The sequence below is a fragment of the Bradyrhizobium sp. 4 genome (assembly GCF_023100905.1).
Classification (GTDB): domain Bacteria; phylum Pseudomonadota; class Alphaproteobacteria; order Rhizobiales; family Xanthobacteraceae; genus Bradyrhizobium.
Window position 1 is genome coordinate 3,630,628 of the sequence record NZ_CP064686.1, and the last position, 26,976, is coordinate 3,657,603.

The window sequence follows — 26,976 nt, forward strand, 5'->3', positions numbered from 1 at the left end:
GGAAGGAACGACGACCTTGGTGTACGCACAAAAGCCGAGGTGTCAGATGTCATTGCGTGGAGTGATCCGCAAAATCGAACCGGACTGCACTGGGCAGCGTGGCTGACGTTCAGCTGCAGCTCAGTCGGGTTTTTCCTGGGGTTCGGTTTGTCTACCTGGCCGAGGAACCGCCGGGTGCGATCGAGACGCGAAAACACATGCCTCTTACGCTGCGGCTATGGCTTATGTTGTTCGGAGTAAAAACGCACGCTACCCCTGCGGGCCTGTCCTATTTCGACGTCATAGACCTGATCGCGGGCGTCGCCTCGAAGGCCAGAATTGTCGGTCTCGATCTGGTCGAATTGGTGCCGGAGCGTGATGTGCAGACTATTCGGGCGATCTGCGCAGCGCGGATCATCTGCAACGCCATTGGATGTGCCGCCAAGCAGAAACTCTAGCCGGCCACCCCGCCACCGAGCGCCTTCCTGATCATCTCGGCGAGCTGGTTGCGGCGGTAGGGTTTTGTCAGAAGCATGACGCCGTCGTCGAGCTTGCCGTGGTGGACGATGGCGTTGTCGGTGTAGCCGGAGGTGTAGAGCACCTTCACCCCGGGGCGGATCGTCGCCACCTTGTCGGCGAGCTCGCGTCCGCTCATGCCGCCGGGGATGACGACGTCGGTGAACAGCAGATCGAACGGCTGGCCGGCCTGGATCAATCCGAGCGCGGCCTTGCCGTCGGGCGCGGCGACGGTCTGGTAGCCGAGGCTCTGGAGCTGCACGGTGACGAAGTTGCGCACCAGCGGGTCATCCTCGACCACGAAAATGGTCTCTGCGCCGCCTTCCGCCTGCGGCGTCGTGGTGGGAGCCACCTCGGCCATGCCTTCGCCCGGCGGCAGATAGAGCTTGATCGTGGTGCCGTGGCCTTCCTCGCTGTAGATCTTGATGTGGCCGCCGGACTGCTTGACGAATCCGTAGACCATGGAAAGGCCGAGGCCGCTTCCCTTGCCGACCTCCTTGGTGGTGAAGAACGGCTCGAACGCCTGCTGCTGCACCTCCGCCGGCATGCCGGTGCCGGTGTCGCTGACGGCGAGCATCACGTAAGGACCGGGCCGTACGTCGGGATTGTTTTGCGCATAGGCCTGGTCGAGCACGACGCGGTGGGCCTCGAGCAGCAGCTTGCCGCCGTTCGGCATGGCGTCACGCGCGTTGATCGCCATGTTGAGCAGGGCATTGGTGAGGCGGGACGGATCGATGTGCGCGGTCATCTGCCCCTGTTCGAGCACGGTCTCGATCTCGATCTGCTCGCCGAGGGTGGGGCGCAGGAGTTTCGCGATGTCGGCGACCGCGGCGTTGATCTCGACGTTGCGCGGCTGCAGCGGCTGCCTGCGTGCGAAGGCGAGCAGATGCTGGATCAGCTCGGCGCAGCGTTCGGCGGCCTCGTCGATCAGGCGCGCCACGCGCTGGAGCTCGGGCTGCTGCTTCAGGCTTGCCACCAGCGTCTCGGTATTGCCGGAGATCACGGTCAGCATGTTGTTGAAGTCGTGCGCGACGCCGCCGGTGAGCTTGCCGATCGCATCCAGCTTCTGCGACTGGTACAATTGCCGCTCGGTCTCGCGCGACATGGTCGCGTCGTGATAGACCAGCACCGCGCCGGAGACGTTGCCTTGCCCGTCCAGCATCGGCCGGCCGCTGATCATGAGATGACGGGGAGCATTGCCGCTGTGCGGGCGGACGATCATCTCCATATTCTCGAACGGCTCGCCGCGCAGCACGCGTGCCGACGGCAGTTCGTCCGGCTTGAGCGGGGTGACGCCGTCGCCGTGAAGCACGTTGGACAGCGCCCGCAGATTGCGCAGGTTCATGCCGGTCCGGTGCAGCAGCATGCGCTCGGCGGCGGGATTGGACAGAAGGACGTTGCCCTCGGCGTCGATGACCAGCACCGCTTCCGCCATGCTGTGGAACGTGCTCTGGAGCACGTTGACCGACAGGCGGAGCTCGTCATGCGCGGTGACCAGATGCTCGGTGCGCTCGGCCACTGCGGTCTCGAGCTGCTGGTTGGCGGCCGTGGTCTCCAATAGCGTGCTCTTGAGTGCGCCCTCGGTGCGCCGGCTCTCGCGCATCATCATCACGACCAGCAGCAGGATCACCAGCGCGCCGGCGACGTCGATGCCGAGCAGCACGATGCCGGTGCGGCGCGAATCCTGGGAGCGCGCCGCGAGCAATCGTTCTTCCTCTGCGCTCAAATGATCGAAATTGCCCATCACCGTGTCCATGAGACCACGGCCCTCTCCCTTGCCCTGGAGCGCGGCAATGCCGGCCTGGTCGTTTCCGGCGCGCAGGCGCATCACTTCGGCCGCGATCTCGATCCGGCGCAGCGCCAGCGGCTCGGTGCCCTCGAGCAGCGCGACGTGTTCGGGAGTGTCGCGCACGCTGCGCTTGAGGTCGGCGAGTGCCGGTGCGATCCGGGCGTGCACCGCCTGGAATTCCTCGCTGAAGCTCGGGTTGCGATAGATCTCGTAGCCGCGTGCGGCACTCTCGGCACTGCGCATCAGCACGCGCAGGTCGGAGATCTTCTTCAGCACCTGGACGGTGTGATTGACCCAGGCCGCGTCGGACCGCGACTTGACGTCGAGGCCGATCGAGGCTGCGGTGATGATCAGGAGGATGGCAAGTCCAGCACCGAGAATGACGCGCTGCGTTGGGATCAAGGGGCTTCTTTCTTGTCCTTCGGCTGCGAGCCATCGCCCGGCGCGGCGATGCATTCCCGGATCGTGGTCAGCAGCGCGTCCGGCGTGAACGGCTTGCGCAGGCAGCGGGTCGCGCCAAGCTCCAGCGCCATTCGGAGGAAGTCGGGAGAGGGCGAGGCGGATGACGCGAAGGCGTAGCCGGACATCGCGATCAGCGGAACCGCCGGTGCGCGCTCGTGAAAGATGCGAATGGACTCGAAGCCGCGCATATGCGGCATGAAGATGTCGACCAGCATCACGTCGAAACTCTGGGTTTCGAGCGCAGCCAAACCCGTTTCTCCGCCGTCAGTCAACGTGACGTCGAAGCCCTGACGTTGGAGGAGGACCTCGATGGTCGCACCGACCATCGGATCGTCATCGACCACGAGAATACGCGGCATGACACTTCCCAGTCATCGAAGTCCCCATAGCCAAGTTGATACAGGTGAATCGCGCGTCGGGTCAATTTGGGATTGGATAAGGGTAGGTATGCACGGTGCGGTGAATAAAGGTCCGCGCATCGGTTGTATGCGACAGTCGCCGATGGCGAACATGAGGCGAGCGAAACAGGTGAGGCGCCTGAATGCGAAAAAGGCGCCGCATCGCTGCGACGCCTTCTTCTTCACGTGTTGCAGGTCGTGTTACGGGCAGGGATGGCGCTGGCCGTCATAGCCGAGATAGGTGCCGGACGCCGGATCGTAGGACTTGTAGCGCTGCGCGCAGTAACCCGCGGAGTCGCCGCCGCTATCTGGGACCACGGCTACTGACGGCTCATCATAATAGCTGTCGTCGCCATAGTAGTAGGGGTCGTTGTAATAGCCGCCGCCGTAATAGGCGTACGAGCCGAGGCCGCCGATCGCAGCGCCTGCCGCGACACCGGGCCAGAAGCCGCCGCCGCGATGGCGCCAGCCGCCGCCGTGCCAATGACCGCCGCCGCCATTCCAGTGCTGACCCCCGGCTGCTGCGAAGCTGCGGCCGCCGCCGCCGTTGAAGGCAGCTCCGCCGCTGGGACGCATGGCTGCACCTGCTGCGAAATTGCCACCGCCGCCACCGATCCTCGCGCCGCTGAAGTTGCCGCCGCCCATGCGGGCGCCGCCACTGCCAAAGTGAGCGCCACCGCCGCCGCCGCCGAAGTGGGCACCGCCACCTCCGCCGAAATGGCCACCGCCGCCACCGCCATGTCCGCCGCGACCTTGCGCGAAGCTTGGCGTCGCCAACGGGAGAACCAGCGCCACGGCCGCAGCCGCGCTCAAGACTTTCAGACTTCTCATGATCAAAACTCCTTTTCCCGGAAGCAAACCCGATGAAAGGGCTGTAGTTCCTGGGATCACGGCGGTTTGCGTGCGAGGACAAGTTTTCATGGCGACGCTGTATCCGGCATGAACGGATCGCGTCCGATTTGCGGCAGAGTCAGTGTGCCCGGCGACCGCATCTGCAGCAGGGCACCGCCGCCCCCGCCGAACTGGACATTTCGCCGTCCGGATGGCATCAGGACCCGACGAAGCAGGGCCCTTGCCGCATGAAACAATTCTTCCTCAAGTTCTTCACCTGGTGGAATGGCCAGACGTTTGGCACCCAACTCTGGACCAGGCGCTATGGCGAGCTGGTCGGCCAGGACGAGCAGGGCAACCTCTATTATCGCACCCGCGGCGGGGCGATCGATCCGGCCCTCGGCTTCGAGCGGCGCTGGGTGGTCTATAACGGCTACGCCGAGGCCAGCCGTATCCCGCCGTCCTGGCACGGCTGGATGCATCACACCGTCGACGTGCCGCCGACGCAGGACAACTACCAGCCGCGCGAGTGGGAAAAGCCGCACCAGCCCAATCTCACGGGCACGGCCAACGCCTACCGTCCCTCGGGCTCGACGCTCGCCAGCGGCAAGCGACCCAAGGCGACCGGCGACTATCAGCCCTGGACGCCCAGCTAGGCTTCCGATTCCCGTCTCAACCCTTGTCGTTGGAGTGGATGCACCCGCATCCGCCTCGTTCTGCTGTGGACAGCGGGAACAGCGGGGATGAGTCCTGCGCGGGCATTGCAGCCACGCGGGCGATGCGGCTCAATGGTCGCATCTTACGGAGATGGGAGACCATCGCGTTCGGTTCGGGCAACAGTTCGCGACTGTCCCGAAATGCAGCGGCCGCCGACCAGGACTCGATCGGGAGATAGGCCCCCGGTTTGGAAGCTCCGAAATCGCCCGATGAAATGTGCAGCCGCCGTAAGACAGGAAAGGCCGCTCGGGAAACCGGGCGGCCTTTTTCTTTCATGGAGGCACAACTGGATGTCGCGTCCGTGCGCAGCACCGCTACGCGCTGCAGCGCGCCCGGGACACGAGAGCGGAGACTAGGTCATCCTTTCAGCCGCGCGCTTCACCGCCTCTAGCCGCCGCGCCTGACCCTGCGCGCCACGCTCTTTCAGCAACGCCAGCACCTCGGCGGGCGCGGTATCCGGCGAGCCTGCATTGAACGGCGGGGCCGGATTATATTCGAGCTGAAGCTGGATCGCTTCCGCGGTGGTGCGATCGACCATGATCGACACCAAGGTCAGCGCGAAATCGATTCCCGCGGTGACGCCGCCGCCGGTGATGCGGTTGCGGTCGACGCAGACGCGCGTCTTGGTCGGCGTCGCGCCGAACTGAGCGAGCATCTCCATCGCGCTCCAGTGCGTGGCGGCGCGGTAGCCCTTCAGGAGGCCGGCGGCGCCGAGCGCCAGCGATCCCGTGCAGACCGAGGTGACGTATTTGGCGCCCTCGGCCTGCCGGCGCAGGAAACCGAGCACCTCCTCGTCATTGAGCAGATCGTTGGTGCCGCCGCCGCCGGGCACGCAGATCACGTCGAGCTGCGGGCAGTCGGCGAACGTTGTGGTCGGCGTCAGCGTCAGCACGGAATCGCTCGGCACCGGCTCGATCCGTTTCCAGATCAAATGCAGTTTTGCGCCCGGCACGGAGGAGAACACCTGCAGGGGACCCGTAAAATCGAGCTGGGTGACGCGCGGAAACACCAGGAGACCGATCTGGAGCGGGGACGACATGAGAGCCTCCAATTTTGAGCTTGACGGACGCAGCCTCTCATGATGCCCTTCTGTCCAAAATGGCGTATTTCCCTCGCTTTCGGACATGACCATGATCGGCATCCTGATCTTCCCGGACTTCCAGTTGCTCGATGCGGCCGGCCCGATCTCGGTGTTCGAGATCGCGGCGCGCTGCACGGGCAAGACGACACCCGGGATCCGCGTGCTGGCGGTGAACGCGGGGCCCGTGCGCAGCTCGTCCGGCGTGGAGATGATGGCGCGCGACTTCAAGTCGGCGAATGCGATCACGACGCTGGTCGTGGCGGGAGGCGCGGGCGTGACGGATGCCGCGCGCTGCGAGGTCACGCGCGCCTTCGTGCAGCGGCTGGCGCGGCGCGGCGTGCGGGTCGCCAGCGTCTGCTCGGGCGCCTATGTGCTGGCGGAGGCGGGATTGCTCGACGGCCGTCGCGCCACCACCCATTGGGGACGCACGCGGGATTTCGTCGCGCGCTATCCCAAGGTGAAGTTCGAGCCGGACCAGATTTTCACGCGCGACGACAATGTGTGGACGTCGGCAGGCATCACGGCGGGCATAGACCTCGCGCTCGCGATGGTGACCGAGGACCACGGTGAGCAGATCGCGCAGGACACCGCGCGGCAGCTCGTGTTGTATCATCGCCGCAGCGGCGGCCAGTCGCAGTTCTCGTCACTTCTGGAATTGAAGACGCCGAACGGGCGCTTCGGCGCGCTGCTGTCCTGGGCGCGCGAGAACCTCGACGCTCGCTTGACGGTCGAAGATCTCGCCGACCGCGCTGGCATGAGTGCGCGGCATTTTGCCCGCGCCTTTGCCGCCGAGACCGGCACGACGCCCTCGAAGGCCATCGAGCGCTTGCGCATCGAGGTCGCGCGCGAGCGCGTGCAGTCCTCGCGCGAGGCGATCGAGCTCGTCGCGGAGACAACCGGCTTCGGCGACCCCGAGCGCATGCGGCGCGCTTTCATCCGCGCCTTCGGCCAGCCGCCGCAGGCGCTGCGGCGCGCGGCAAGGGCCGGGTAGGGAGAATTCACCGATTTGGAGAGGCCGCTTGAGCGGGTGAGTAGACTTGGATATTTGAGCAGACTTGCATATTGCGCGGCATTTCGCCTTTTGGACCCGGAACCGACCTCCCTCAAGCGAATGCAGCCGTTGCGGACGATCTGTACAACACGTACCGTCGCCGAAACCGATGCAAGGAACCCCAATGACCGATCGAGAAAAGATTCTGATTGCCCTTCGCGAAAAACCTCTGAAGACTTTCGACATCATGAAGCGCGTGAACATCAAGAACCAGGACGACTGCCAATCGCTCCTGTTGAAGATGCGTGACGACGGTGCCGTGAAGTTCGACATTCACAAGGGACATTGGCGCGCTGCGTGACCACGTTCGCTTGGTCACCAGCGGTTGACTTGCGGATTGGTTCAGCCCGATGCGGCCTTGCCGCCGGTCGCCGCGGCGCTCGAGGCCTGTGCGCGCGCCGTCAAGCGCCGCGCGATCGGCATCAGCATGTAGGGCGCCAGGTGAATGGGAAATTGCGTCATCGCGAAATAGAGCCAGGTGGTGGGCGGCAGCGCGCCGGCGGTCGCGGCGAGCATCAGGCCCAGATTGCGCTGTGACACCATCAGCCCGAGCGCCAGCGCGCGCTCATAGCCGATGCGGCGGAACAGCAGCGTGGTCACGGCGAGCAGCGTGAAATAGATCGCGAAGGCGAGAGCTGCGAAGCCCAGGGTGGAGACCGGCCGGGCGACGAGATCGCTTGCGACATCGCCCATGATCGCGGTCGCGAAGACCAGCAGGATGACGATGTTGAAGCCGTCGATCGGCTGCCTGTGGCGCTGGATCGCGGCCGCGCCGAAGACCTGCCGGATCACGGTCGCAGCCAGCAGCGATGCTGCGAGGATGCCAAGCAGCTTCAGCCCCAGCGCAGGCGGCGAGATGCTGAGCATGTCGCCGAGGAACAGGCTCGCGAACAGCGATGCCGTGAACGGCACCAGCGCGGTCGCGCTCACCAGCGTGACCAGCACCAGCGTGGCGTCGAGGCCCATCAGCGCGGCCAGCGCCGGCGCGGCCATCATCGGCGAGGCCATGCTCTGCAGCATCAAGGCCAGGGCAAGGTCGGGCGCGCGCGCCGTGAGCCCGGTGACATGGACGATCAGCCCGACGATCACGGGCACGCCGATCATGGTCCAGACGGTGGCGGTCCCGACCAGCGCCGGCCGGCGCAGATGGCCGGTGAGCGCGGCGAGATCGACCCGCATGAAGGAGATGCAGAGCAGAACGAAAATCGCCTCGGTGACGAAGGGGCGCAGCAACACCCCGAGCGGCGGTACCGCGAGCGCGATGAACACGACGGCGGCGACCGCGCGGGTGCCTTGGCCGCCAAGCCATGTCAGCCCGCGCAGGGGGAGGACGAATATGCTTTGAAGGACGGGCGGCATCGGGAACGGCGTTTCAGCCCAATCCTTTCAGCCACGCGCCGATCTCGCTCACGGCGACATTGGCCTCACGCAGCAATTTTCCCATCGTGATGAAGCCGTGGAACTGGCCGGGATAGTGCTTGGTAGCCACGGGCACGCCGGCCTGCTTCAGGCGCTGGGCATATTCGTCGCCTTCGTCGCGCAGGGGATCGGCACCGGCGGTGAGCACATAGGCCGGCGGCAGCCCGGCCAGGTTTGTCGCCCGTGCCGGCGAGGCGCGCCAGTCGTGGATATCGGCGGCGCCGTTGAGATAATGGTCGCGAAACCAGCGGATCACCGAATGCGTCAGCAGCACGCTGGTCTCGGGCTCGCGGTGAGAGCCATGCGTCATGGCGAAATCGGTCGCCGGGTAGATCAACAACTGGGCCGCGATCGCGGGACCGTTGCCGTCGCGCGCGGCGAGCGCGACGACGGCGGCGAGATTGCCGCCAGCGCTGTCGCCGCCGATCGAAAGCCGGGAGGCGTCGATGCCGAGCTCGCGCGCGTTGGCGGCGACCCATTTGGTCGCGGCGATCGCGTCATCAATGGCGGCGGGAAATTTGTGCTCGGGCGCGAGGCGGTAATCCACCGAGATCACGATCAGCGCGCCGGCGTCGGCGAGCTGGCGGCAGACGACGTCATGGGAATCGAGATCGCCGATCACCCAGCCGCCACCGTGGAAGAACACCAGCGCTGGCGACAAACCATCATGCCGGCGCGGCTCCTTCGGAACATAGAGACGCGCGGGAATGGCGCCGTGCGGTGCCGGGATCGATAGCGGCGTGACGCGCGCGAGGTCCGGTGGCTCGGGATTGGTCGCAAAGCGTGCCTGCGCGTAATAGGCCCGCGCTTCCGGCGCGGTCAGAGTCTCGTAGGCGGGCCGGCCGGCCTCCTGGAAGGCCTTGTAGACGGCGGCGGCATCGGGATCGAGCACGACGGGCATGGGGGAGCGACCTTGCGGGTTTCTGATTGTTCGTTGGACGTCGTTTTCGGGGGCGATGCCCGCCTGACCCCTGAGAGGAGTGCTCGACTATCCCATCCGGGGGCCGATCTGGCCAGACCGGGCCGGGAAGGGCAGGGATGCCGCCCTTCCCCCGCCGTATTCGCCGTGTTAACCGGATGGCCTGCGAGCGGCGGTATCCCCTGTAGAATGTCCAGCAAGCCCGATTCGCTGTTGAAGCCGCGCGAGATGTTTCGAACATTTACTCTGACAGGTCTTGCGGCGCTTCTGGCCGCCACCGCACTGACGGCTGCGACGCCCGCGCAGGCGCAGATCGGTACGATCTTCTCCGATCCGCCGCCGCTGCGGCCGCCCGGCAACATTCCGCGTGGCCAGCCCCAGCCGCAGCAGCAGATGCCCGACGACGACGAAGAGGTGCCGGAGCTGCCGCCGCAGGGCCGTGTGCTGCCGTCGCGTCCGATGGCGCCACCGCCGGGTCGGCAGGGCAATGTGATGCCGGGGCCGGTCGAGACCCAGCCTCTGGCGCCGCCGCCAGGGTCTAGCGCAGCTCCGCCAAACCAGCCGCCGTCCGTCGCGGTCGCTCCACCCAATCCGCAAGGCGCGCCGGGTCAGCGCCAGCCGCAGCAGAAGGGCGCGCCCGGAGGCGCAGTCCCGCAGACGCCGGCGAGCCTTCAGCCGGGCGACGAGGTCGTTACCGAGCCGCCGGCCCAGAAGATCGTGAACAAGAAGGCGACCTTCTCCGGTCTCGACAAGATCACCGGGCGCATCATCAATTTCGACGAGGAGATCGGCGAGACCGTGCAGTTCGGTGCGCTGCGCGTCAAAACCGACGCCTGCTACACGCGGCCGGCGACCGAGGCCGCCAACACCGACGCCTTCGTCGAGGTCGACGAGATCACCTTGCAGGGTGAGGTGAAGCGCATCTTCTCGGGCTGGATGTACGCGGCAAGTCCAGGCCTGCACGGCGTCGAGCACCCGATCTACGATATCTGGCTCACCGACTGCAAAGAGCCGCAGCAGACGATTGCGACCGCGGCACCGGATCCCGGCACCAAGCCGCCACCGCCGCCGCCCGCGCAGAAGAAGGCCGCGCCCAAGCAGGTGCAGCAGCGTCCGCCGCAGCCGCTGCCGCCGATCCAGCAGCAGCAGCCGGCACCGCCGCCACCACCTCCGCCGCCCGAGCAGCGCCCGGGTCTGTTCGGTATCCCCGGGTTCGGCCGCTAGGCCAAATCCCCGGGGGTTGGCTAATATCCCTGATTATTGCCGCGCGGCGATGATCTCGAGCGCGCGTGCGCCCGGCATCGCTTCGCCGGCGGAGAGCCTCAGGAAATCGCCGGGCTCGCCCGCGAGCGCCTTGTCGAGCAGCGCGGTGTAGCGCCGCCGCGAAATCTCGGCCGCGCCAAAACTCTTCAGGTGCTCGGTGACGTACTGGGTGTCGAGCAGCTCGAAGCCGCCATGGATGAGCCGCGCGACCAGATGCACCAGCGCGACCTTGGAGGCATCGCGCGCGGTGTGGAACATGCTCTCGCCGAAAAAGGCCCGGCCCAGGCTGACGCCATAAAGCCCGCCGACGAGGTCCTCGCCCTGCCAGGCCTCGACGCTGTGGCAATGGCCGAGCTCGTACAGCCCGCCATAGAGGTCGCGGATGCGCTTGTTGATCCAGGTGTCCTCGCGCCCGGCCTGCGGCGCGGCGCAGCCGGCGATCGTTGCCTTGAAGGCGGTGTTGACGGTCACACGGAATGAATCCGAACGTACGGTGCGCGCAAGCCGCGAGGCCACGCGAAATCCGTCGAGCGGGATGACCCCGCGCAACTCCGGCTCGACCCAGAACAGGGTCGGATCATCGGCGCTTTCGGCCATCGGAAAGATGCCGCAGGCATAGGCGCGCAGCAGAACGGCCGGCGTGATTTCAGACGGGGCAGAGTCGCGCGAAGTCATGGCTCGCCATAATAGCAGGATCGCAATGCGGTTGCGATGGGCGGTGCAGATCAGTTCGCTGCGGCAGCAGCCGGCTTGCCGGCGGCAACTGGGACACGGCGGAACATCAACATGACGCGGGTTCCGGAATGGGTGGGGTCGCGCTCGACCGAAGCATCGAGCTTCGTGGCCATGGCTGCGACGATGCGCTGGCCCATGCCGGTGGAGCGCGGATCGGCCTTGACGTTGTCGCCGACACCATCGTCGCTGATCGACAGCAGGAGATCGTCGCCCTGCGAGGTCAGCTCCACATGAATCGGGCCGGCGCCGTCAGGGTAGGCGTATTTCACCGCATTCATCACCAGCTCGTTGACGATGATGCCGACGGCGACCGCACGGTCCGGATCGATCTCGATCGGTTCGGCCTTCAGCGTCAGGCGCGACATCCGATTGCCCTCGGCCGAGCGGCGCAAATCCTCAAGCAGCGAGTCCAGATACTGGTTCAGGACCACGCTCTTCAGGTCCTGCGAGGTGTAGAGGCGGCGGTGCACCTGCGCGACCGCGGCGACGCGGCCCATCGCATTGGTCAACGCAGCCTTGACCTCGTCCTGCGCAGCGGAGCTTGCCTGCAGATGCAGCAGGGAGGCGATGATCTGGAGCGAGTTGCCGACGCGGTGGTTGACCTCGCGCAGCAGCATTTCGCGTTCGGCGGCAAGGGCCGCGTAGCGGTCGCGCGAGGCATGGATCTCGGCTTCGGCTTCCTCGCGCGCCTTCTGCATTTCGGCCTGGCGCAGCGCGCCCTCGGCCGCGACGTGAAGCAGGGGGATGAAATCGCCCTTGACGTCCTTGACGAGATAATCGGCCGCCCCCGCCTTCAGCGCCGTCACCGCAATGCTGGAATCCTGCGACGCCGTGACGAAGACCACCGGCGGCGCGCCCGGGATCGCCATGATCTGCTCAAGCGTCTCCAGCCCGTCGAGGCCGGGCATGTACTGGTCGAGCGCCACGACGTCGATGCCGCGGTCAATGCTGTCCTGCGCGCCCGCGCGGCGGATGAGCTCGAGGCCTTCCTCGCCGCTTGCGGCGTGAACGACCTTGTAGCCGCGCCGTGTCAGGCCGCGATCGACCAGACGCGCAAGCGCCCCGTCGTCGTCGATGTAGAGCAGTGTGGGCATGCGCTGGTTCATGGGGCGGCGGGCGGGACCTGGATGACCGAGAAGAACAAGCCGAGCTGCCGGATGGCATTGGCGAAATTCTCGTAGTTCACGGGCTTGGTGATGTAGACATTGCAGCCGAGCTCGTAGCAGCGCTTGATTTCCTGGGAATCGTCGGTGGTGGTCAGCACCACGACGGGCGAGGCCTTCAGATATTTGTTCTCCTTGATCTGCTTGAGAATGTCGATCCCGGTCATGTCGGGAAGGTTGAGATCGAGCAGGATCAGGAGCGCATTACCTTTCTGCACGAGCCCGCTGCCGTCGGGCCCGAACAGGTATTTCATCGCATCCGTGCCGTTGGCAAAGGAGATGATCTCGTTGTTGACGCCGGATCTTCGGATGTTCCGCTCGATCAGCCGCGCGTGCCCTTCGTCGTCCTCGATCATGATGATGCTGACGGGTTGAGTCATTGATCCGCGTTCCGGTTGCTGGTGTTCCAGGTGATGGGCAGCGTGATGGTGAAGGTACTGCCCGTATTCAGTTCCGATGATACCGACATGGTGCCGCCGAGGCGACGCACAAGTGCACGCACATGCGCAAGACCGATGCCCTGACCGGGCTTGTCCTGGGTTCCGGCGCGGCGAAACAGGTCGAAGATCCGCTGGTGGTCCTTGGGGTCGATGCCGCGGCCGTTATCGCTGATTTCGAAGATTGCGTAGCCGAGCTTGGTGCGCCCGCGGATTTTGATCTCGCCGGGGACGCCGGGCTTGAGATATTTGATGGCGTTGTCGATCAGATTGGAGAAGATCTGCTCCAGCGCCAGGCGGTCGCTGACGAGATTGGGCAGGGGGGCTACTTGGATCTCCGCCTGCGCCTCGGCGGCCTGATGCGCCAGCGTCGATACGATCGCTTCGATCAGCTCGGCCGTGTCGATCTTTTCCGGCTGGAACTCGCGCCGGCCCTCGCGGGTGAGATTGAGGATCGCCGAGATCAGGCGGTCCATTTTGGCGATCGACGACTTGATGAAGCCCAGCGCTTCGGAAAAATCCGCTGAGAGCTGCTTGTCGGGACCTTCGAGCGCGATCTCGCCGTCCGGCAGCGGCGGCCCGTCGGCCGGGACGTGGGTAAGGCCGCCGATACGGCGGAAAATGTCGCCGCCGAGCTCTTCGAGTTCGCTGGTGAAGCCCATGATGTTGACGAGTGGCGAGCGCAGATCGTGGCTGACGATATAGGCAAAGCGCTGGATCTCGTTGTTGGCTTCGCGCAGATCGGCCGTGCGTTCGTCGACCACGGCTTCCAGGTTGACGTTGGCATCGCGCAGGCGCGCCTCGGCATCGTCACGGGCGCCGGCCGAGCGCCGCACCAGCCAGATCGATATCAGCGCCAGCAGCACGACGAGGCCGGAGCCGATGCCGGTCATCGACGCGGCGAGGGTCTGGCTGCGATCCGAATTGACCGTTCGGAGCCGGAACAGCCGCTCCTCCTCCTGAATCATCCCTGTCGCGACATTGGCGATCACGGCTGTTGCGTCCGTGGAGGCGATCTCACGGACCAGCGCTGCGGCCTTCTCCGGCTCACCCCGCCGGATGAAATCCATCTCCTGCGCGAACTGCCCGAGCCGGGTCTCGATCGCCGCGCTCAGCTTCTCGATGCTTTGGCGTTGCGCCGGGTTGTCGCCGATCAGGCGCGTGAGCTTGTCGAGAGCGGGGATGACGGCCGCCACGGCCTTGTCATGCTCGACCTTGAAATCCGCCCCTTGTGTCAGAAGGTAGCCGCGGGCGGCGCTCTCGGCCCGCCGGATTTCCAGCAGGAGGGCGTTGATCTGGTTCTCCGCCTCGATGGTGTGAACCACCCATTTGCTGTCGTCTCTCGCCTTGTTGACGAGATAGACGGAGCCGGCGCTGATCACGGTCAGCACCAGGAGTCCCGCTGCGAACAGCAGGATCTGCCAAAATGTACGCCGTCGCTGCGCGTCAGCGGTCACGACGGTCTCGCTCGATCAGGATTGCCGGACTTCAAAACGCCCCCTCGGAACTGTCCCCATCGTCCCAAACGCGATTGGGGCCAAAGGGTTCCATGCGGAGGGACGGCTACTTCGGGGCGGGTTCCGCCTTGCCGGCAAGATATTGTTCCAGCCAGTGGATGTGGTAGTCGCCGTTGATGATGTCGTCTTCGCGCACCAGAGCGCGGAACAGCGGCAGCGTGGTCTCGATCCCCTCGACCACCATCTCGTCCAGCGCCCGGCGCAGCCGCATCAGGCACTCGCCGCGGGTCTTGCCGTGCACGATCAGCTTGCCGACCAGCGAGTCGTAATAAGGCGGGATCGTGTAGCCCTGATAGACGGCGGAATCGATCCGCACACCGAGCCCGCCGGGCGGGTGATACTGCGTGATGCGGCCGGGCGAAGGACGAAAGGTCTGCGGATTCTCGGCGTTGATGCGGCACTCGATCGCGTGGCCGATGACCTGGACCTCTTCCTGCCTCGCCGGCAGGTCGCCGCCGGCGGCGATGCGGATCTGCTCCAGCACGAGGTCGATGTCGGTGATGCTCTCGGTGACGGGATGCTCGACCTGGATGCGCGTGTTCATCTCGATGAAGTAGAACTCGCCGTCCTCGAACAGGAATTCGATGGTGCCGACGCCGAGATATTTCATCTCGCGCATCGCCTTGGCGCAGGTCTCGCCGATCTTGGCGCGTGCAGCCGCGGTCAGCACGGGCGAGGGGCCTTCCTCCCAAACCTTCTGGTGGCGTCGCTGCAGCGAGCAGTCGCGTTCGCCGAGATGAATCGCGCCGCCGCGGCCGTCGCCGAGGATCTGGATCTCGATGTGACGCGGCTTCTGCAGATATTTCTCGAGGTAGACGGAGGCATCGCCGAAAGCGGATTTGGCCTCGTTGGCAGCCGTCGACAGCGCGACCTGAAGATCGGCCTCGCTCTCGGCCACCTTCATGCCGCGGCCGCCGCCGCCCGCCGCGGCCTTGACCAGCACGGGGAAGCCGATCTTCCTGGCGATCGCCATCGCGTCGTCGTTGGGGCCGACCCCTCCGTCGGAGCCGGGCACCACGGGAATGCCGAGCTTCTTGGCAGTCCTCTTGGCCTCGATCTTGTCGCCCATCAGGCGGATGTGCTCGGCCTTCGGGCCGATGAAATGCAAATTATGCTCGGCGAGGATTTCGGCGAAGCGCGCGTTCTCCGACAGGAAGCCGTAGCCGGGATGCACGGCATCGGCGCCGGTGATCTCGCAGGCCGCGAGCAGCGCGGGCACGTTGAGATAGCTGTCCTTGGACGCCGGCGGCCCGATGCACACGCTCTCGTCCGACAGGCGCACATGCATGGCATCGGCGTCGGCGGTGGAATGCACGGCGACGGTCGCGATCCCGAGCTCCTTGCAGGCCCTGAGGATGCGAAGGGCGATCTCGCCGCGATTGGCTATGAGGATCTTGTCGAACATGGTGTCCTTATTGGACTGACGCGCGGAAAGCGGCGAGGGCGATGAGACCGCCCTCGAACGTCACTCAATGATCACGAGTGGCTCGCCGTACTCGACCGGCTGGCCGTCCTCGATCACGATCTGCGTCACCGTGCCGGCGCGCGGCGAGGGAATCTGGTTCATTGTCTTCATGGCTTCGATGATCAGCAGCGTCTGGCCGACCGAGACCTTGCTACCAACCTCGATGAACGGCTTGGCGCCGGGCTCCGGCGCCCAATAGGCGGTGCCGACCATCGGCGAGGTTACGGCGCCGGGATGCTTCGACAGGTCGGCAGCGGCAGGCGCGGCGGCAGCTGCAGCCACCGGGAGCGCGGCGGGGGCGGCCGCCATCTGCATCGGCATGGTCGCGGCGACGCTGATGTTGCGGGCGACGCGCAGGCGCAGGCCGGCACGCTCGATCTCGATTTCGGTGAGGCTGGTCTCATCGAGCAGCAAGGCGAGCTCGCGGACGAGGGCGGAATCCTCGCTGGAAAACTTTGCGGCTGCTTTGTCGTCTGGCTGGCGCGCCATGTTGTTTGATCCGAATGTTCTGTGTGAAGGGGGAGCGTCAGGCTTTGGGCTTGATGCCGAGCTTGGCGGCAAGGCCCTGGATGGCGAGGCGGTAGCCCTCGATGCCGAAACCGCAGAGCGAGGCGAAGGCCGCGCGCGCGGTGTAGGAGTGATGTCGGAAATTCTCGCGGGCGTGGATGTTGGTGACGTGCACCTCGACCGTCGGGATCTGCACCGCCAGCAGCGCGTCGTGCAGCGCGATCGACGTGTGCGAATAGCCGCCGGCATTGATGATGATGCCCTTCATCTTGCGGGCATGTGCCTCGTGGATGAAGTCGATCAGCTCGCCCTCGCGGTTGGACTGCCGGCAGTCCGCCTTGAGGCCGAACGTCGTTGCCGTCTCCCGGCACAGCGCCTCGACGTCGGCCAGCGACGCATGCCCGTACTTCTCGGGCTCGCGTGTCCCCAACATGTTGAGGTTCGGCCCGTTCAGGACAAGGATCGTGTCGGTTGCTGGTTCGGCCATTCCAATCCCGCAAGAGGTGCTTCGGCGTGGCGGGGGTTATAGGTAACAAAGCGCGTGAGGGGAAGCCTTGAAGGACCTCCGAGCTGGCTTCAGATGCCTCATCCGGGGTGCAAAAACCTGTGCGCAAGCTACGGAAATTGCTTGTTAACCAGTCCGAAGCATGGCTGCCGCAGCGCCAGAGGGGCTGGGTCTCCCGAGAGACCGAAAGCCCCCGCCGATCTCTCGGCGGGGGCTCGTGCGGACGGGTCGGTCAGGCTCCCGGCTTACCCCTCGATGACGTACACGATCTCGCGCGTCTGCGGACGAACGATCACGTACTGGCCGTGCACGAAGATCACCTCGTAGCCGCGCCACTCCGGATAGATCTCGACGATCCGCGGCGGGAGCGGGTGGAAATGAACGCTGGCAGGGATCGTCGTGCCGACCGAGATGTTGAAGTTGACGTTGGTCGTTTCCTCGATCTTGGTCGACTTGATCGCGGATGTGATCTCGGTCCGCTTCTCGGGCGGCGGTGCAGAAGCGGTCGCGGAGGCCGTGCCGGTCGTGGTCTGAGACTTGGTATCGGCAGCCTTGTTGTCCGCACCCTTGGTCTGACTGTCTGCGCCCTTGGTCTGGGCGTTCATATTGCCGCTCTTGGTGTCAGTCTCCGTGCTCTTGGACTTGTCCGTCTGGGACTTGTCCATCGTGCTCTTCGACTTGTCCTGCGCTGCCTTGTCCTGCGCGGACTTATCCTGCGCGCCTTGGGCGTGCTCACCCTTCGCCGCGCCGGCCTTCTCGTCGGCCGCGTTCTTGTTCATCGCGCCGGACTTGTCCATCCCACCCGACGACTTCTCCTCGGCTGCACCGCCGGGCTTCATGGCGCCGCCAGTCTGGCCGACGGTGCCCTTCTCCTGAGCGGATTCACGGCCCATCGAGCCGCCGCGCTCGGCGGCGCCGGAAGGCTGCGAGTGCTGCGTCGGCTGCGCGCCAGCGCCGCCACCGCTGTCGCGGTTCATGGTGCCCTGTGCGTTCGCCAGACCGGTGCCGGCGACGAGCGCGAGCGCGGCGACCGAGATCATAAAGCGGTTAGACATTGAATTCTCCTCACGTGTTTCTCTGCGTCATTGCCCGCGCCGACAACGAAAGGAGGTATCAGGAGTTCCGGAACATTGGCGGTTCCGCGGCATTTGTTTGTTGAACGCCAGATGAACGCGCGCGCCAGATTTCGGCGCAATGAAAAGGCCGGCGTTTCAGCCGGCCTTTTGCATGCGTGAGTTGTAGAGCAGATCCCTGATCAGCAAGTCGCCTTGTCAGCAGGTCGCTTTGCCGCAGCGGGCCATAGCGATCTTTTCCTTCAGGCTATCGACACCGACGGCGCCGACAACGATCTGCTTGCCGATCACGTAGCTGGGCGTGCCGTTCATGCCCATCGCTTCGGCGAGCTTGAAGTTCTCCTCGATGGTGCTGCGCACCTCGGCGCCGCCGATATCCTTCTCGATCTTCGCGACGTCGAGACCGGCTTCCTTGGCCGCCTGAAGCGCGCGCGCCTTGTCTGCCGCGCCACGGCCGCCGAGCAGCTTCTGATGGAAATCGAGATATTTCTTGCCGGAGGGATCCTGCATGCGCACCGCGACTGCGACCTGGGCTGCTTCCACCGAACCCTGGCTCAGCACCGGAAACTCCTTCAGCACCACCTTCAGCTTCGGATCAGCCTTCATGAGGGTGAGCATGTCGTCCATCGCGCGCTTGCAGTAGCCGCAATTGTAGTCGAAGAACTCGACGAAGGTGACGTCGCCGTCCTTGTTGCCGAGCACGACCTGGCGTGGCGAGTTGAAGATCGCATCGGAATTCTGCGCGACGCTGGCCTCGTGTTTCTGCGTCTCGGCCGCGGCCTGGCGCTTGGTGAGCTCGGCCATCGCTTCCTCGAGCACCTCGGGATGGGTGACGAGATAGTTCTTGATGATCACCTCGATGTCCGTGCGCTGGGCATCGGAGAAGCTGTCGGCCGACGCGGGCGCGGCTGCGCCGAACATGGCGAGCGCAAACAGCGCGGGAGCAAGCAGGCGCAGCGAAGGCATAGGCAAATCCTCTTATCCAAAGCAGGTTTCGGAAAACGTCCCGGCGGACTTAAGCTCGGTGTCGTGACGTCGTTTCGTAAGGCGTCGTGGCGTAAGGCGTCGTCCTGTAAGGTCGTCTTGGTCTTGTCAGTTGCGCGGCGGTTTCGACGCCACGATGTCGTCGGCCTTGACCCATCCGGGCGTGCCGACGGCGAAACGGGTTTTCGCGCGCGTCGCAAGCTCGCGGGCGGTCTTGTTGTCGCCGCGCAGATAAGCGGCCTGCGCCGACGCCAGATCGGCCTCGGCATAGTCGCCCTTCCGGCCATAGGCCATCGCGAGCTGCATGTAGCCGAGAATGGCCTCCGGTTCCCGTGCGACCGCGGCCCGGAGAATCCGAACGGCGTCATCGGTGTAGGCCTTATTATCGGACCCAACCAGAGCCTGCCCAAGTAACATCTCGATGAGGGGCGCGTTGTTCGAAAGTGCGACAGCCTTGCGCAGGGCAGGGATCGCCTCGGCCGGCTTGCCGCCCTCCAGCAGGGCCTGGCCGCGCACCTCGTAAAAATACGCATTGTTGGGCTGGACCTGGATCAGCGCGTCGATCTGGGTGAGCGCGCTGCGCAAATCCCCGTGCAGATAGGTGCTGATGGCGCGGGCGTAGCGCGCCGGCATGCTGTCATTGGTCAGGGGATAGCGGCGATACACCGTCTCCGGCCGCTCCATGAAGGCGGAGATCTTGGCGCGCACCATGTCGTGGCGGAGCTGGAGCGCTGGATCGTCCTTCTTGTCCCAATAAGGGCTGGAGCTGGCGAACTCTTGCAAGGAAGCGACGCGCTCGGCCGGCATCGGGTGCGACTGGAGATAGGGATCGGCGCCTCGTGCGGCGAACAGGCTCTCGCTGGTGAAGCGCTTGAACGTCTCGTACATGCCCTTCGGCGACTGCTGGGTCGCAGTCAGGAATTTCACGCCCGCGCGGTCGGCGTTCTCCTCCTGCTGGCGCTGGTAAGACAGCAGCGTCCGGCGGATCATCTCCTGGGGACCGGCGAGGGCGGCGGCTCCTGCATTGGCAAGGCCATTGTTGCCGGCGCTGCCACTGCCGCGGGTGCTGCCTACGGCCATCGCGCCCGCGCCGAGCAGCATGGCGATGATCATCTGGGTCTGGGCATTGGCGAGCTGCTCGCGCAGCTTGGACAGATGGCCACCGGCCAGATGCCCGGTCTCGTGCGCGAGCACGCCGATGATCTGGTTCGGCGTCTCCGACTGGAGGATCGCACCGTAATTGACGAAGATGCGGCGGCCATCGGCGACGAACGCGTTGAACGAGCCCTCGTTGACGATCACCATCTGGATGTTCTGCTTTTCCAGACCGGCGGCGCGCAGGATCGGGCGCGTGTATTCGCGCAGCAGCTGCTCGGTCTCGGTGTCGCGCAGGACCGGCGGCCCCTTGGCCTGCGCATGCGCGGCCGAGAACGGCGTCAGCGCGATCGCAGCCGCCGCGACGAGGGAGGTGAGGGCGGTGGCCGTCTTGCGCAATGCGATCTGGAACAACATCAAGCGGTCTGGGTCAAACGGTCTTGTCAGCAGGCTTGTCAGGCATTCCTGGTCAAGCAGTTCAGTGATTGGTTTTGGCGATTGGCGGCGGACCGGATACGCGATATGCCCCTTTGAGCCGTACCCCTTATGAGCCGTACAATGCGGCCAGTCTGGGGCGCAAGCACCCCGTTTTGCCCGGGTCGGACGGATCGGCCCCGCCAGCGAATAGCAGAAATCGATGCACGATGCGACATTGAGGAACCGATTGGGAGAGTGGCTTGCGCCCTCCCGCCGCAGCGATGTTCCCCCGTTCATGGTGATGGACGTGATGGCCGCGGCGGCCCGGATCGAGGCGGCCGGAGGCCATGTGATCCACATGGAGGTTGGCCAGCCCGCCGCCGGCGCGCCGAAGACTGCGATTGCGGCCGCCCATGCGGCGCTCGAGGCGGGGCGGATTGATTATACTTCCGCACTCGGCATCCCCTCCTTGCGCGCGCGCATCGCGCGGCATTATCGCGATGCCTATGGCTGTGACGTCAGCCCCGAGCGGATCGTGGTGACCACCGGCTCCTCCGGCGGGTTCATTCTGGCATTCCTCGCGATGTTCGAGCCGGGCGACCGCGTTGCCGTAACGGTGCCGGGTTATCCGCCTTACCGTCATATCCTCACCGCGCTCGGCTGCGAGCCGGTGCTGATCGAGACCACGAACGAGACGCGCCATGCGTTGACCGGCGAGGCGCTGCTGGCCGCCCATCGCAAGGCGCCGCTGAAGGGCGTGCTGGTCGGCAGCCCCGCCAATCCAACCGGGACCATGATGTCCCGCGAGGCGCTCGCCGGTCTGATCGCGGCGGCGGAAGACGCGGGCATCCGGTTCATCTCGGACGAGATCTATCACGGGCTCGATTACGCGTTTCCCGCGGTGACGGCTGCGGCGCTGTCGGACCACGCGCTCGTGATCAACTCGTTCTCGAAGTATTTTTGCATGACGGGCTGGCGCGTCGGCTGGATGGTCGTGCCCGAGATTCTGGTGCGGCCGATCGAGCGGCTGCAGCAGAACCTGTCGATCTCGGTGCCATCGCTGTCGCAGATCGCAGCCGAAGCGGCCTTCGACGGCGCGGCCGAGATGGAGGAGATCAAGCACGGCTATCAGGAAAACCGGCGCATCCTGATCGAGGGATTGCCCAAGGCCGGCCTGACCAGGTTTCTGCCGGCCGACGGTGCATTCTATCTCTATGCGGACGTCTCGGATTTCACCTCCGACAGTTTCGAGTTCGCCAAGCAGATGCTCGAACAGGCCCATGTCGCGGTCACGCCGGGGCTCGACTTCGATCCCATCCATGGTCGTTCATTCATAAGGCTCTCTTACGCGCGTTCGGCTGCGGAGATGCGGGAAGCAGTTGACCGGATCGCCCACTGGCTTAAATAGCCGCCAGTTTTCGACAGTCTTCTGGAGTGCAACTTGTCTGACCGTTCCGTCCCGTCTACCGCCACGCATTCTCCTCTCGCCGCATTGATGTGGCCGATCCGGCCGGGTGAAACCGTCGGCGCCTTGCGCGCCGTCGTGCTGATTGCGCTCGGCACCGCCTTGATGGCGCTGTCAGCCAAGGTGAACCTGCCACTGCCTTACGTGCCCATGACATTGCAGACGCTGGTCGTGTTGATGATCGGCGCCGCCTATGGGTGGCGGCTTGGCAGCGCAACCATGATCGCCTACCTCGCCGAGGGCGCAATGGGCCTGCCGGTGTTCGCCGGTCCCGTTGGTGGAATCGCACCGTTGGTCGGCCCGACCGCAGGCTATCTGTTCGGCTTCATTGGCGCCGCGTTCGTCACCGGCTGGCTCGCCGAGCGCGGCTGGGATCGCAGCGTAATGCTGCTGTTTGCGGCCATGGCCGTCGGCCACATCCTCATTCTGGCCGCGGGCTTTGGCTGGCTGGCCTTCGGTCTCGGCCTCGGCGCCGCAAAGGCGTGGCAGGTCGGCCTGATGCCGTTCGTTGCGGCCTCGCTGGTCAAGAACGCGCTGGGCGCGACGTTGATGCCGGCGATACGCCGGGTGGTCGACCGCGGGTAAAGCGCGCAATATCGAGCAGTTCCGATTGACAGGGCCGGCCAAGTTGATCTTGGCTGGCCTGGCGTTTTGAGGGGGAGTGAAACAATGACGACGACAACGATGGTGGGGGCGCCGGTCGCGCCGCCCGCCGCCAAGCCGTGGTACAAGGTACTTTATATCCAGGTGCTGATCGCGATCGTGCTTGGCGCCATCGTCGGCTGGCTCTGGCCGTCAGTCGCTACCAATGAGTGGATCAAGGCACTCGGCGACGGCTTCATCAAGCTGATCAAGATGGTGATCGCGCCGATCATCTTCTGCACCGTTGTCTCGGGCATTGCCCATATCCAGGACGCCAAGAAGGTCGGCCGCATCGGCGTCAAGGCGCTGGTCTATTTCGAGATCGTCTCGACCTTCGCACTGGTGATCGGACTCATCATCGGCAATCTGGTGAAGCCGGGTGCGGGCTTCGGCGGCGCCGCCGCCAACGCGCAGGCCGTCGCCAACTACGCCAAGCAGGCTGAAGGCCAGAAGTCGGTCGACTTCGTGCTGCACATCATTCCGGACACCGTCGTCGGCGCCTTCGCGCAAGGCGAGATCCTGCAGGTGCTGCTGTTCTCGGTGCTGTTCGGCTTCGCCATCATGGGGCTCGGCGAACGCGGCCACACCATCCGCAGCTTCATCGACGACGCCGCGCATGCGGTGTTCGGCGTCATCTCCATCGTGATGCGCGCAGCCCCGATCGGCGCCTTCGGCGCGATGGCCTACACCATCGGCAAGTTCGGCACCGGGGCGATCCTCAACCTCGTCGGCCTGATCGCGACGTTCTACGTGACCGCGGCGCTGTTCGTGTTCGTCGTGCTCGGAACCATCGCGCGCTTCGCCGGCTTCTCCATCTTCAAGTTCCTCGCCTACATCAAGGACGAGCTGCTGATCGTGCTCGGCACCTCGTCCTCGGAAAGCGCGTTGCCATCCTTGATGGAAAAGCTCGAGCGCCTCGGCTGCTCCAAGTCGGTGGTCGGCCTCGTGGTGCCCACGGGCTATTCGTTCAATCTTGACGGCACCAACATCTACATGACGCTGGCGACCCTGTTCATCGCGCAGGCGCTGGGCTTCGATCTCACCTTCGGCCAGCAGCTCACCATCCTGGTGGTGGCGATGCTGACCTCGAAGGGTGCCTCCGGCATCACGGGCGCGGGCTTCATCACGCTGGCGGCGACGCTCGCCGTGGTCGATCCGCGCCTCGTGCCGGGCATGGCGATCGTGCTCGGCATCGACAAGTTCATGAGCGAGTGTCGCGCGCTGACCAATCTGTGCGGCAACGGCGTTGCCTGCGTGGTCGTCGCCTGGTGGGAGGGCGAACTCGATCGCGACAAGCTCAACGCCAACCTCGCCAGGCAGATCGATCCGACTGACATGGAAACGGCGGTCACGACGGACTGATCTGCATTTGGCGGTGCCGAGCGCCGTCAGATCTTGAAGTAATAGGGCTGGTCGAGATCCTCGATCAGCCCTTTTTCTTTGGGCGACCAGCCGAGAGCGGCACGCGTCTTCGCGCTCGAGGTCGGAACGTCGGCGGCCGCGAACTGTGCGAACCAGCCGAAATGCGCGGTCGCTTCCTCGGGCGATTGGGACACCACGGGCACGCCGAGCCGCCGGCCGATCACCTCCGCAATCGCCTTGAACGGCACGCCTTCCTCGGCGATCGCGTGATAGTGCTTCGCGGTTGCGCCTTGCTCCAGCGCCAGCCGGTAGACGCGCGCAGCATCGACGCGGTGCGCGGCGGGCCAGCGGTTGCCGCCATCGCCAACATAGGCCGATATGCCTTTCTGGCGCGCGAGGTCGATCAGGATCGGGACGAAGCCGTGGTCGCCCTCGCCATGCGTGGACGGCGGAAGACGTACCACGGCTGCGCGGACGCCAGCCAGCGACAGCGCGGTCGATTCCGACACGCGTGGAAAGCGGTGCGATGATTCATCGTCCTCGGTGGCGAGGCGTCCGGGCGCAAGCAGCGCGACGCCGGAGGTGACGATGAGAGGGCGACTGGAGCCCTTGAACTCCTCGCCGATCGCCAGGATCGCGCGGCGGTCGAGCTCGCAATTGTCCAGAAACTTCGAAAAGTCGTGGTTGAAACCGAGGTGCAGGACGCCGTCGGAGGCGGCCGCGCCGCTGCGCAACGACGCGTGATCCTCCAGCGACCCGCGATGGACCTCGGCACCCATCGCGGCGAGCGCCGCGGCTCCCGCGTCGGAGCGGGCGAGGCCCGTGACTCGGTGGCCGGCGGCGATCAAGTCGCGGACGACGGCGGAGCCGACGAAGCCGGTGGCGCCAGTGACGAAAACACGCATGAGCAGTCTCCAGGGATCAAGCAAGGATTGGTGGAGACGACGATCTGCGCTAGAATTATCCGGGTAAAGTAGTGACATTATCAGGGTATGATTGCTAACAGGATGAGCGAGAGCGCGACAGCTGAGAACCTCTTGGGGACCTACCTCAAGGACCGCCGCACCCGGCTCGATGCCGCCGCGTTCGGCTTCGCGGGTAGCCGCAGGCGCACGCCCGGGCTGCGCCGCGAGGAGGTGGCGCAGCGCGCCAATATCAGCCCGACCTGGTACACTTGGCTCGAGCAGGGCCGCGGCGGCGCGCCATCGCCCGATGTGCTCGACCGCATCGCGCGTGCGCTGATGCTGACCGACGTCGAGCGCGAGCACCTGTTCCTGATTGGCCTCGGCCGCCCGCCCGAGGTGCGCTACCAGGCGAACGAAGGCGTCTCGCCGCGGCTGCAGCGCGTGCTCGATGCGCTCGAATTCAGTCCGGCCCTGGTGCGGACCGCGATCTGGGACGTCGTCGCCTGGAACAAGGCCGCAAGCGCCGTGCTGACGGACTACGGCGCGATCCCGCCGGAACAGCGCAACATCCTGCGCTTCATCTTCTGCGATCCGCGTGTGCGCGCCGCGCAATACGACTGGGACAGCGTGGCGCGCTTCGTGGTCGCGGCGTTCCGGGCGGACGCCGCGCGCGCGGGCGCGGTCTCACATGTCGCCGACTTCGTCGATGAGCTTTGCCGCACCAGTCCGGAATTCGCGGCGCTCTGGCGCGACAACGACGTGCGCCATCATGGTGATGGCACCAAGCGGCTGCGGCACCCCGTTCACGGCACGATGTCGTTCGAATATTCGAGCTTCAATGTCGAAGGCCGCTCCGACCTTAGCATGATCGTCTACAACCCCGCGACTCCCGAAGACGCCGGACGCATCCGGACACTGCTCGCCGAGCGCGCGGACTGACGGAATTTGCGAACTCCCGCGTTCAACCTGCATCTCGCGACGCGCGCGGTGCTTGCCGTCAACACCGGGGGTTAGAACCGCTCCGGCCGGTACGGCGTCGGATCGATCGCGGGCGTTTCGCCGCTCATCATCTCGGCGAGCAAGCGCCCGGTCGCGGGTCCCAGCGTAAAGCCCTGGTGGCCGTGGCCGAAGTTCATCCAGAGGCCGGGATGGCGTGGGGCAGGGCCGAGCACCGGCAGCATGTCGGGCGTGCAGGGCCGGGTGCCGAACCACGGATCGGGCTCGACCCGCTTGCCGAGGTCGATCAGCTCGCGCGCGGAGGCTTCCGCGCTGGCGAGCTGCACGGGCGTTGCGAGCGCGTCCAGGCCCGTCAGCTCCGCGCCGGTGGTGATGCGGATACCCTTCGCCATCGGACCCATGGCGTAGCCACCGGCCTTGTCGACGAGCGGCAGATCGAGCGAGGCGCCACCGCTGTAGTGCATATGGTAGCCGCGCTTGCGCACCAGCGGGATGCGATAGCCGAATTTGAGCAGGAGATCGGGCGACCACGGCCCGAGCGTAACCACGGCGTGGGCGGCGTCGATGTGTCCAACGTCGGTCCCGACCGACCAGCCGGTCGCGGTTTGCCGCAAGCTCTGGGCATCGCCAAGCACGATGCTGCCGCCGAGGCGCTCGAACAGATCGGCATAGGCCGTGACCAGCGCACCGGGATCAGACACGGTCCAGGTGTCGAGCCAATGGATCGCGCCGGGCAGGTCGTCGCGCAGGACAGGTTCGGCCTTGGCGAGCTCGGCGCCTGAAAGCGCACGAAACCTCACGCCGAATTCGCGCTGGTCCTCTTCCGCCGCCTTGACGGCGAGATCGAACGAAGCTGCGTCGCGATGCAGGTGGCGGTATCCCGCGCGGCGGATCAGATTGTCGGCATGGGCTTCGCGAATGAGGATGTCGTGCTCCGCCGTCGCGTAGGCGATCAGCCGCGCCCAGGCGTCGATCGCCTCGCGATGCCGCTTCGGCGCCGAATGCCACCAATACCGGAGCAGGGGCTCGATATGGAGATGAAGCGACGACAGGCTGTAACGCACGTCGTTGGTGCGGCCGGTCGCGATCTTCAGGAGCGTGGCGAGGTCGCGTGGCATCGGATAGGGGCGCACCGCTTCCGCCTGGATCATGCCGGCATTGCCGTAGCTGGTCTCGCGGCCCGGCTCCCTGCGGTCGATCAGCGTGACGGACCAGCCGCGCTGCTGGAGGTGCAGCGCCGCGCTGACGCCGATCATGCCGCCGCCGAGGACGATCACGCTTTGCATCGAACTGACCTCGCAAATCAAAACCGCCCGGTTTGG

27 protein-coding genes are annotated in these 26,976 nt (G+C 65.5%); 9 read left to right on the forward strand and 18 right to left on the reverse strand.

What is annotated here, in order from left to right; genetic code table 11:
• Positions 1-98: 98 nt before the first annotated feature.
• Positions 99-437, forward strand: coding sequence for an arginase family protein (locus IVB45_RS16755; RefSeq protein ID WP_247361281.1), 339 nt, complete (start codon positions 99-101; stop codon positions 435-437).
• On the opposite strand, the gene IVB45_RS16760 is transcribed toward IVB45_RS16755, so the two are convergent.
• The 3 genes from IVB45_RS16760 to IVB45_RS16770 form a co-directional block, all read right to left on the reverse strand.
• A complete protein-coding gene (locus IVB45_RS16760; RefSeq protein ID WP_247361280.1) occupies positions 434-2,686 on the reverse strand; it encodes a CHASE3 domain-containing protein in 2,253 nt (750 codons plus the stop codon). The genes IVB45_RS16755 and IVB45_RS16760 overlap by 4 nt on opposite strands.
• Positions 2,683-3,105: a response regulator gene (locus IVB45_RS16765; RefSeq protein WP_027569815.1), complete on the reverse strand. Its 423-nt coding sequence runs from the start codon at positions 3,103-3,105 to the stop codon at positions 2,683-2,685. The genes IVB45_RS16760 and IVB45_RS16765 overlap by 4 nt, the downstream gene beginning before the upstream one ends.
• Positions 3,106-3,345: 240 nt before the next feature.
• Positions 3,346-3,975 (reverse strand): BA14K family protein, encoded by a 630-nt coding sequence (locus IVB45_RS16770; protein WP_247361278.1) that lies wholly within the window; start codon positions 3,973-3,975, stop codon positions 3,346-3,348.
• 248 nt (positions 3,976-4,223) lie between these two features.
• Between IVB45_RS16770 and IVB45_RS16775 the strand changes: the two genes are divergently transcribed.
• Positions 4,224-4,631, forward strand: a complete 408-nt coding sequence (locus IVB45_RS16775; RefSeq protein WP_027569817.1) for an NADH:ubiquinone oxidoreductase subunit NDUFA12 — start codon at positions 4,224-4,226, stop codon at positions 4,629-4,631.
• Between the two features lie 413 nt (positions 4,632-5,044).
• On the opposite strand, the gene IVB45_RS16780 is transcribed toward IVB45_RS16775, so the two are convergent.
• Positions 5,045-5,731: a DJ-1/PfpI family protein gene (locus IVB45_RS16780; RefSeq protein ID WP_247361276.1), complete on the reverse strand. Its 687-nt coding sequence runs from the start codon at positions 5,729-5,731 to the stop codon at positions 5,045-5,047.
• A gap of 91 nt (positions 5,732-5,822) precedes the next feature.
• Between IVB45_RS16780 and IVB45_RS16785 the strand changes: the two genes are divergently transcribed.
• Both IVB45_RS16785 and IVB45_RS16790 read left to right on the forward strand, forming a co-directional pair.
• Entirely contained in the window at positions 5,823-6,764 is a 942-nt protein-coding gene (locus tag IVB45_RS16785; RefSeq protein WP_247361275.1) for a GlxA family transcriptional regulator, read from the forward strand.
• A 184-nt stretch (positions 6,765-6,948) separates the two neighbouring features.
• Positions 6,949-7,125, forward strand: a complete 177-nt coding sequence (locus tag IVB45_RS16790; protein WP_008137831.1) for a hypothetical protein — start codon at positions 6,949-6,951, stop codon at positions 7,123-7,125.
• A 41-nt stretch (positions 7,126-7,166) separates the two neighbouring features.
• Here the strand turns inward: IVB45_RS16790 and IVB45_RS16795 are convergent, their stop codons facing one another.
• Both IVB45_RS16795 and IVB45_RS16800 read right to left on the reverse strand, forming a co-directional pair.
• Positions 7,167-8,183 carry a Na+-dependent transporter gene (locus IVB45_RS16795; protein WP_247361273.1) on the reverse strand — a complete coding sequence of 339 codons (1,017 nt, stop codon included), beginning with the start codon at positions 8,181-8,183 and terminating at the stop codon, positions 7,167-7,169.
• A gap of 13 nt (positions 8,184-8,196) precedes the next feature.
• Positions 8,197-9,144, reverse strand: coding sequence for an alpha/beta hydrolase (locus IVB45_RS16800; protein ID WP_247361271.1), 948 nt, complete (start codon positions 9,142-9,144; stop codon positions 8,197-8,199).
• A gap of 207 nt (positions 9,145-9,351) precedes the next feature.
• Here IVB45_RS16800 and IVB45_RS16805 point away from each other — a divergent pair, with 207 nt between their 5' ends.
• Positions 9,352-10,386: a DUF2155 domain-containing protein gene (locus IVB45_RS16805; protein ID WP_247286243.1), complete on the forward strand. Its 1,035-nt coding sequence runs from the start codon at positions 9,352-9,354 to the stop codon at positions 10,384-10,386.
• A 33-nt stretch (positions 10,387-10,419) separates the two neighbouring features.
• On the opposite strand, the gene aat is transcribed toward IVB45_RS16805, so the two are convergent.
• From aat to IVB45_RS16855, 10 genes are all read right to left on the reverse strand, one after another.
• Complete coding sequence (gene aat / locus IVB45_RS16810) at positions 10,420-11,100, reverse strand: leucyl/phenylalanyl-tRNA--protein transferase (protein WP_247361269.1); 681 nt, start codon at positions 11,098-11,100, stop codon at positions 10,420-10,422.
• Between the two features lie 50 nt (positions 11,101-11,150).
• Positions 11,151-12,266, reverse strand: a complete 1,116-nt coding sequence (locus IVB45_RS16815) for a histidine kinase dimerization/phosphoacceptor domain -containing protein (protein WP_027569824.1) — start codon at positions 12,264-12,266, stop codon at positions 11,151-11,153.
• Complete coding sequence (locus IVB45_RS16820) at positions 12,263-12,703, reverse strand: response regulator (protein ID WP_027569825.1); 441 nt, start codon at positions 12,701-12,703, stop codon at positions 12,263-12,265. Before IVB45_RS16820 ends, IVB45_RS16815 begins: the two co-directional genes overlap by 4 nt.
• Positions 12,700-14,217 carry an ATP-binding protein gene (locus tag IVB45_RS16825; protein WP_247361267.1) on the reverse strand — a complete coding sequence of 506 codons (1,518 nt, stop codon included), beginning with the start codon at positions 14,215-14,217 and terminating at the stop codon, positions 12,700-12,702. The genes IVB45_RS16820 and IVB45_RS16825 overlap by 4 nt, the downstream gene beginning before the upstream one ends.
• Positions 14,218-14,323: 106 nt before the next feature.
• Positions 14,324-15,682 (reverse strand): acetyl-CoA carboxylase biotin carboxylase subunit, encoded by a 1,359-nt coding sequence (accC, locus tag IVB45_RS16830; protein ID WP_007609734.1) that lies wholly within the window; start codon positions 15,680-15,682, stop codon positions 14,324-14,326.
• Positions 15,683-15,742: 60 nt separating this feature from the next.
• The gene (accB, locus tag IVB45_RS16835; RefSeq protein WP_247361265.1) at positions 15,743-16,231 is read right to left on the reverse strand and encodes an acetyl-CoA carboxylase biotin carboxyl carrier protein; all 489 of its coding nucleotides are present in this window, start codon (positions 16,229-16,231) and stop codon (positions 15,743-15,745) included.
• Between the two features lie 37 nt (positions 16,232-16,268).
• Positions 16,269-16,736: a type II 3-dehydroquinate dehydratase gene (gene aroQ / locus IVB45_RS16840; protein ID WP_027569828.1), complete on the reverse strand. Its 468-nt coding sequence runs from the start codon at positions 16,734-16,736 to the stop codon at positions 16,269-16,271.
• Between the two features lie 263 nt (positions 16,737-16,999).
• Positions 17,000-17,809, reverse strand: a complete 810-nt coding sequence (locus IVB45_RS16845) for a DUF1236 domain-containing protein (protein ID WP_247361263.1) — start codon at positions 17,807-17,809, stop codon at positions 17,000-17,002.
• A gap of 216 nt (positions 17,810-18,025) precedes the next feature.
• Entirely contained in the window at positions 18,026-18,793 is a 768-nt protein-coding gene (locus IVB45_RS16850; protein WP_247361262.1) for a DsbA family protein, read from the reverse strand.
• A 126-nt stretch (positions 18,794-18,919) separates the two neighbouring features.
• On the reverse strand, positions 18,920-20,323 hold the full coding sequence (locus IVB45_RS16855) for a M48 family metalloprotease (protein WP_027517691.1): 1,404 nt from the start codon (positions 20,321-20,323) through the stop codon (positions 18,920-18,922).
• A 220-nt stretch (positions 20,324-20,543) separates the two neighbouring features.
• On the opposite strand from IVB45_RS16855, the gene IVB45_RS16860 reads away from it, so the two are divergent.
• The 3 genes from IVB45_RS16860 (at position 20,544) to IVB45_RS16870 (ending at position 23,792) form a co-directional block, all read left to right on the forward strand.
• On the forward strand, positions 20,544-21,731 hold the full coding sequence (locus tag IVB45_RS16860; RefSeq protein WP_247361260.1) for an aminotransferase class I/II-fold pyridoxal phosphate-dependent enzyme: 1,188 nt from the start codon (positions 20,544-20,546) through the stop codon (positions 21,729-21,731).
• 87 nt (positions 21,732-21,818) lie between these two features.
• Entirely contained in the window at positions 21,819-22,373 is a 555-nt protein-coding gene (locus tag IVB45_RS16865) for a biotin transporter BioY (RefSeq protein ID WP_027569832.1), read from the forward strand.
• 84 nt (positions 22,374-22,457) lie between these two features.
• On the forward strand, positions 22,458-23,792 hold the full coding sequence (locus IVB45_RS16870) for a dicarboxylate/amino acid:cation symporter (RefSeq protein WP_027569833.1): 1,335 nt from the start codon (positions 22,458-22,460) through the stop codon (positions 23,790-23,792).
• A 26-nt stretch (positions 23,793-23,818) separates the two neighbouring features.
• Here IVB45_RS16870 and IVB45_RS16875 read toward each other — a convergent pair whose 3' ends face one another.
• The gene (locus IVB45_RS16875; RefSeq protein WP_247361258.1) at positions 23,819-24,697 is read right to left on the reverse strand and encodes an SDR family oxidoreductase; all 879 of its coding nucleotides are present in this window, start codon (positions 24,695-24,697) and stop codon (positions 23,819-23,821) included.
• Positions 24,698-24,799: 102 nt separating this feature from the next.
• Between IVB45_RS16875 and IVB45_RS16880 the strand changes: the two genes are divergently transcribed.
• Positions 24,800-25,636, forward strand: coding sequence for a helix-turn-helix transcriptional regulator (locus IVB45_RS16880; RefSeq protein WP_247361256.1), 837 nt, complete (start codon positions 24,800-24,802; stop codon positions 25,634-25,636).
• A 71-nt stretch (positions 25,637-25,707) separates the two neighbouring features.
• Here the strand turns inward: IVB45_RS16880 and IVB45_RS16885 are convergent, their stop codons facing one another.
• The gene (locus IVB45_RS16885; protein WP_247286231.1) at positions 25,708-26,940 is read right to left on the reverse strand and encodes an FAD-dependent oxidoreductase; all 1,233 of its coding nucleotides are present in this window, start codon (positions 26,938-26,940) and stop codon (positions 25,708-25,710) included.
• Positions 26,941-26,976 lie beyond the last annotated feature (36 nt).

Coding starts and splice junctions, on each gene's coding strand:
- IVB45_RS16765 (WP_027569815.1), bottom strand. CDS start 3,105: ATGCCGCGTATTCTCGTGGTCGATGACGATCCGATGGTCGGTGCGACC.
- IVB45_RS16770 (WP_247361278.1), bottom strand. CDS start 3,975: ATGAGAAGTCTGAAAGTCTTGAGCGCGGCTGCGGCCGTGGCGCTGGTT.
- IVB45_RS16775 (WP_027569817.1), top strand. CDS start 4,224: ATGAAACAATTCTTCCTCAAGTTCTTCACCTGGTGGAATGGCCAGACG.
- IVB45_RS16780 (WP_247361276.1), bottom strand. CDS start 5,731: ATGTCGTCCCCGCTCCAGATCGGTCTCCTGGTGTTTCCGCGCGTCACC.
- IVB45_RS16785 (WP_247361275.1), top strand. CDS start 5,823: ATGATCGGCATCCTGATCTTCCCGGACTTCCAGTTGCTCGATGCGGCC.
- IVB45_RS16790 (WP_008137831.1), top strand. CDS start 6,949: ATGACCGATCGAGAAAAGATTCTGATTGCCCTTCGCGAAAAACCTCTG.
- IVB45_RS16795 (WP_247361273.1), bottom strand. CDS start 8,183: ATGCCGCCCGTCCTTCAAAGCATATTCGTCCTCCCCCTGCGCGGGCTG.
- IVB45_RS16800 (WP_247361271.1), bottom strand. CDS start 9,144: ATGCCCGTCGTGCTCGATCCCGATGCCGCCGCCGTCTACAAGGCCTTC.
- IVB45_RS16805 (WP_247286243.1), top strand. CDS start 9,352: ATGTCCAGCAAGCCCGATTCGCTGTTGAAGCCGCGCGAGATGTTTCGA.
- aat (WP_247361269.1), bottom strand. CDS start 11,100: ATGACTTCGCGCGACTCTGCCCCGTCTGAAATCACGCCGGCCGTTCTG.
- IVB45_RS16815 (WP_027569824.1), bottom strand. CDS start 12,266: ATGAACCAGCGCATGCCCACACTGCTCTACATCGACGACGACGGGGCG.
- IVB45_RS16820 (WP_027569825.1), bottom strand. CDS start 12,703: ATGACTCAACCCGTCAGCATCATCATGATCGAGGACGACGAAGGGCAC.
- accC (WP_007609734.1), bottom strand. CDS start 15,682: ATGTTCGACAAGATCCTCATAGCCAATCGCGGCGAGATCGCCCTTCGC.
- accB (WP_247361265.1), bottom strand. CDS start 16,231: ATGGCGCGCCAGCCAGACGACAAAGCAGCCGCAAAGTTTTCCAGCGAG.
- aroQ (WP_027569828.1), bottom strand. CDS start 16,736: ATGGCCGAACCAGCAACCGACACGATCCTTGTCCTGAACGGGCCGAAC.
- IVB45_RS16845 (WP_247361263.1), bottom strand. CDS start 17,809: ATGTCTAACCGCTTTATGATCTCGGTCGCCGCGCTCGCGCTCGTCGCC.
- IVB45_RS16850 (WP_247361262.1), bottom strand. CDS start 18,793: ATGCCTTCGCTGCGCCTGCTTGCTCCCGCGCTGTTTGCGCTCGCCATG.
- IVB45_RS16855 (WP_027517691.1), bottom strand. CDS start 20,323: ATGTTGTTCCAGATCGCATTGCGCAAGACGGCCACCGCCCTCACCTCC.
- IVB45_RS16860 (WP_247361260.1), top strand. CDS start 20,544: ATGCACGATGCGACATTGAGGAACCGATTGGGAGAGTGGCTTGCGCCC.
- IVB45_RS16865 (WP_027569832.1), top strand. CDS start 21,819: ATGTGGCCGATCCGGCCGGGTGAAACCGTCGGCGCCTTGCGCGCCGTC.
- IVB45_RS16870 (WP_027569833.1), top strand. CDS start 22,458: ATGACGACGACAACGATGGTGGGGGCGCCGGTCGCGCCGCCCGCCGCC.
- IVB45_RS16875 (WP_247361258.1), bottom strand. CDS start 24,697: ATGCGTGTTTTCGTCACTGGCGCCACCGGCTTCGTCGGCTCCGCCGTC.
- IVB45_RS16880 (WP_247361256.1), top strand. CDS start 24,800: ATGAGCGAGAGCGCGACAGCTGAGAACCTCTTGGGGACCTACCTCAAG.
- IVB45_RS16885 (WP_247286231.1), bottom strand. CDS start 26,940: ATGCAAAGCGTGATCGTCCTCGGCGGCGGCATGATCGGCGTCAGCGCG.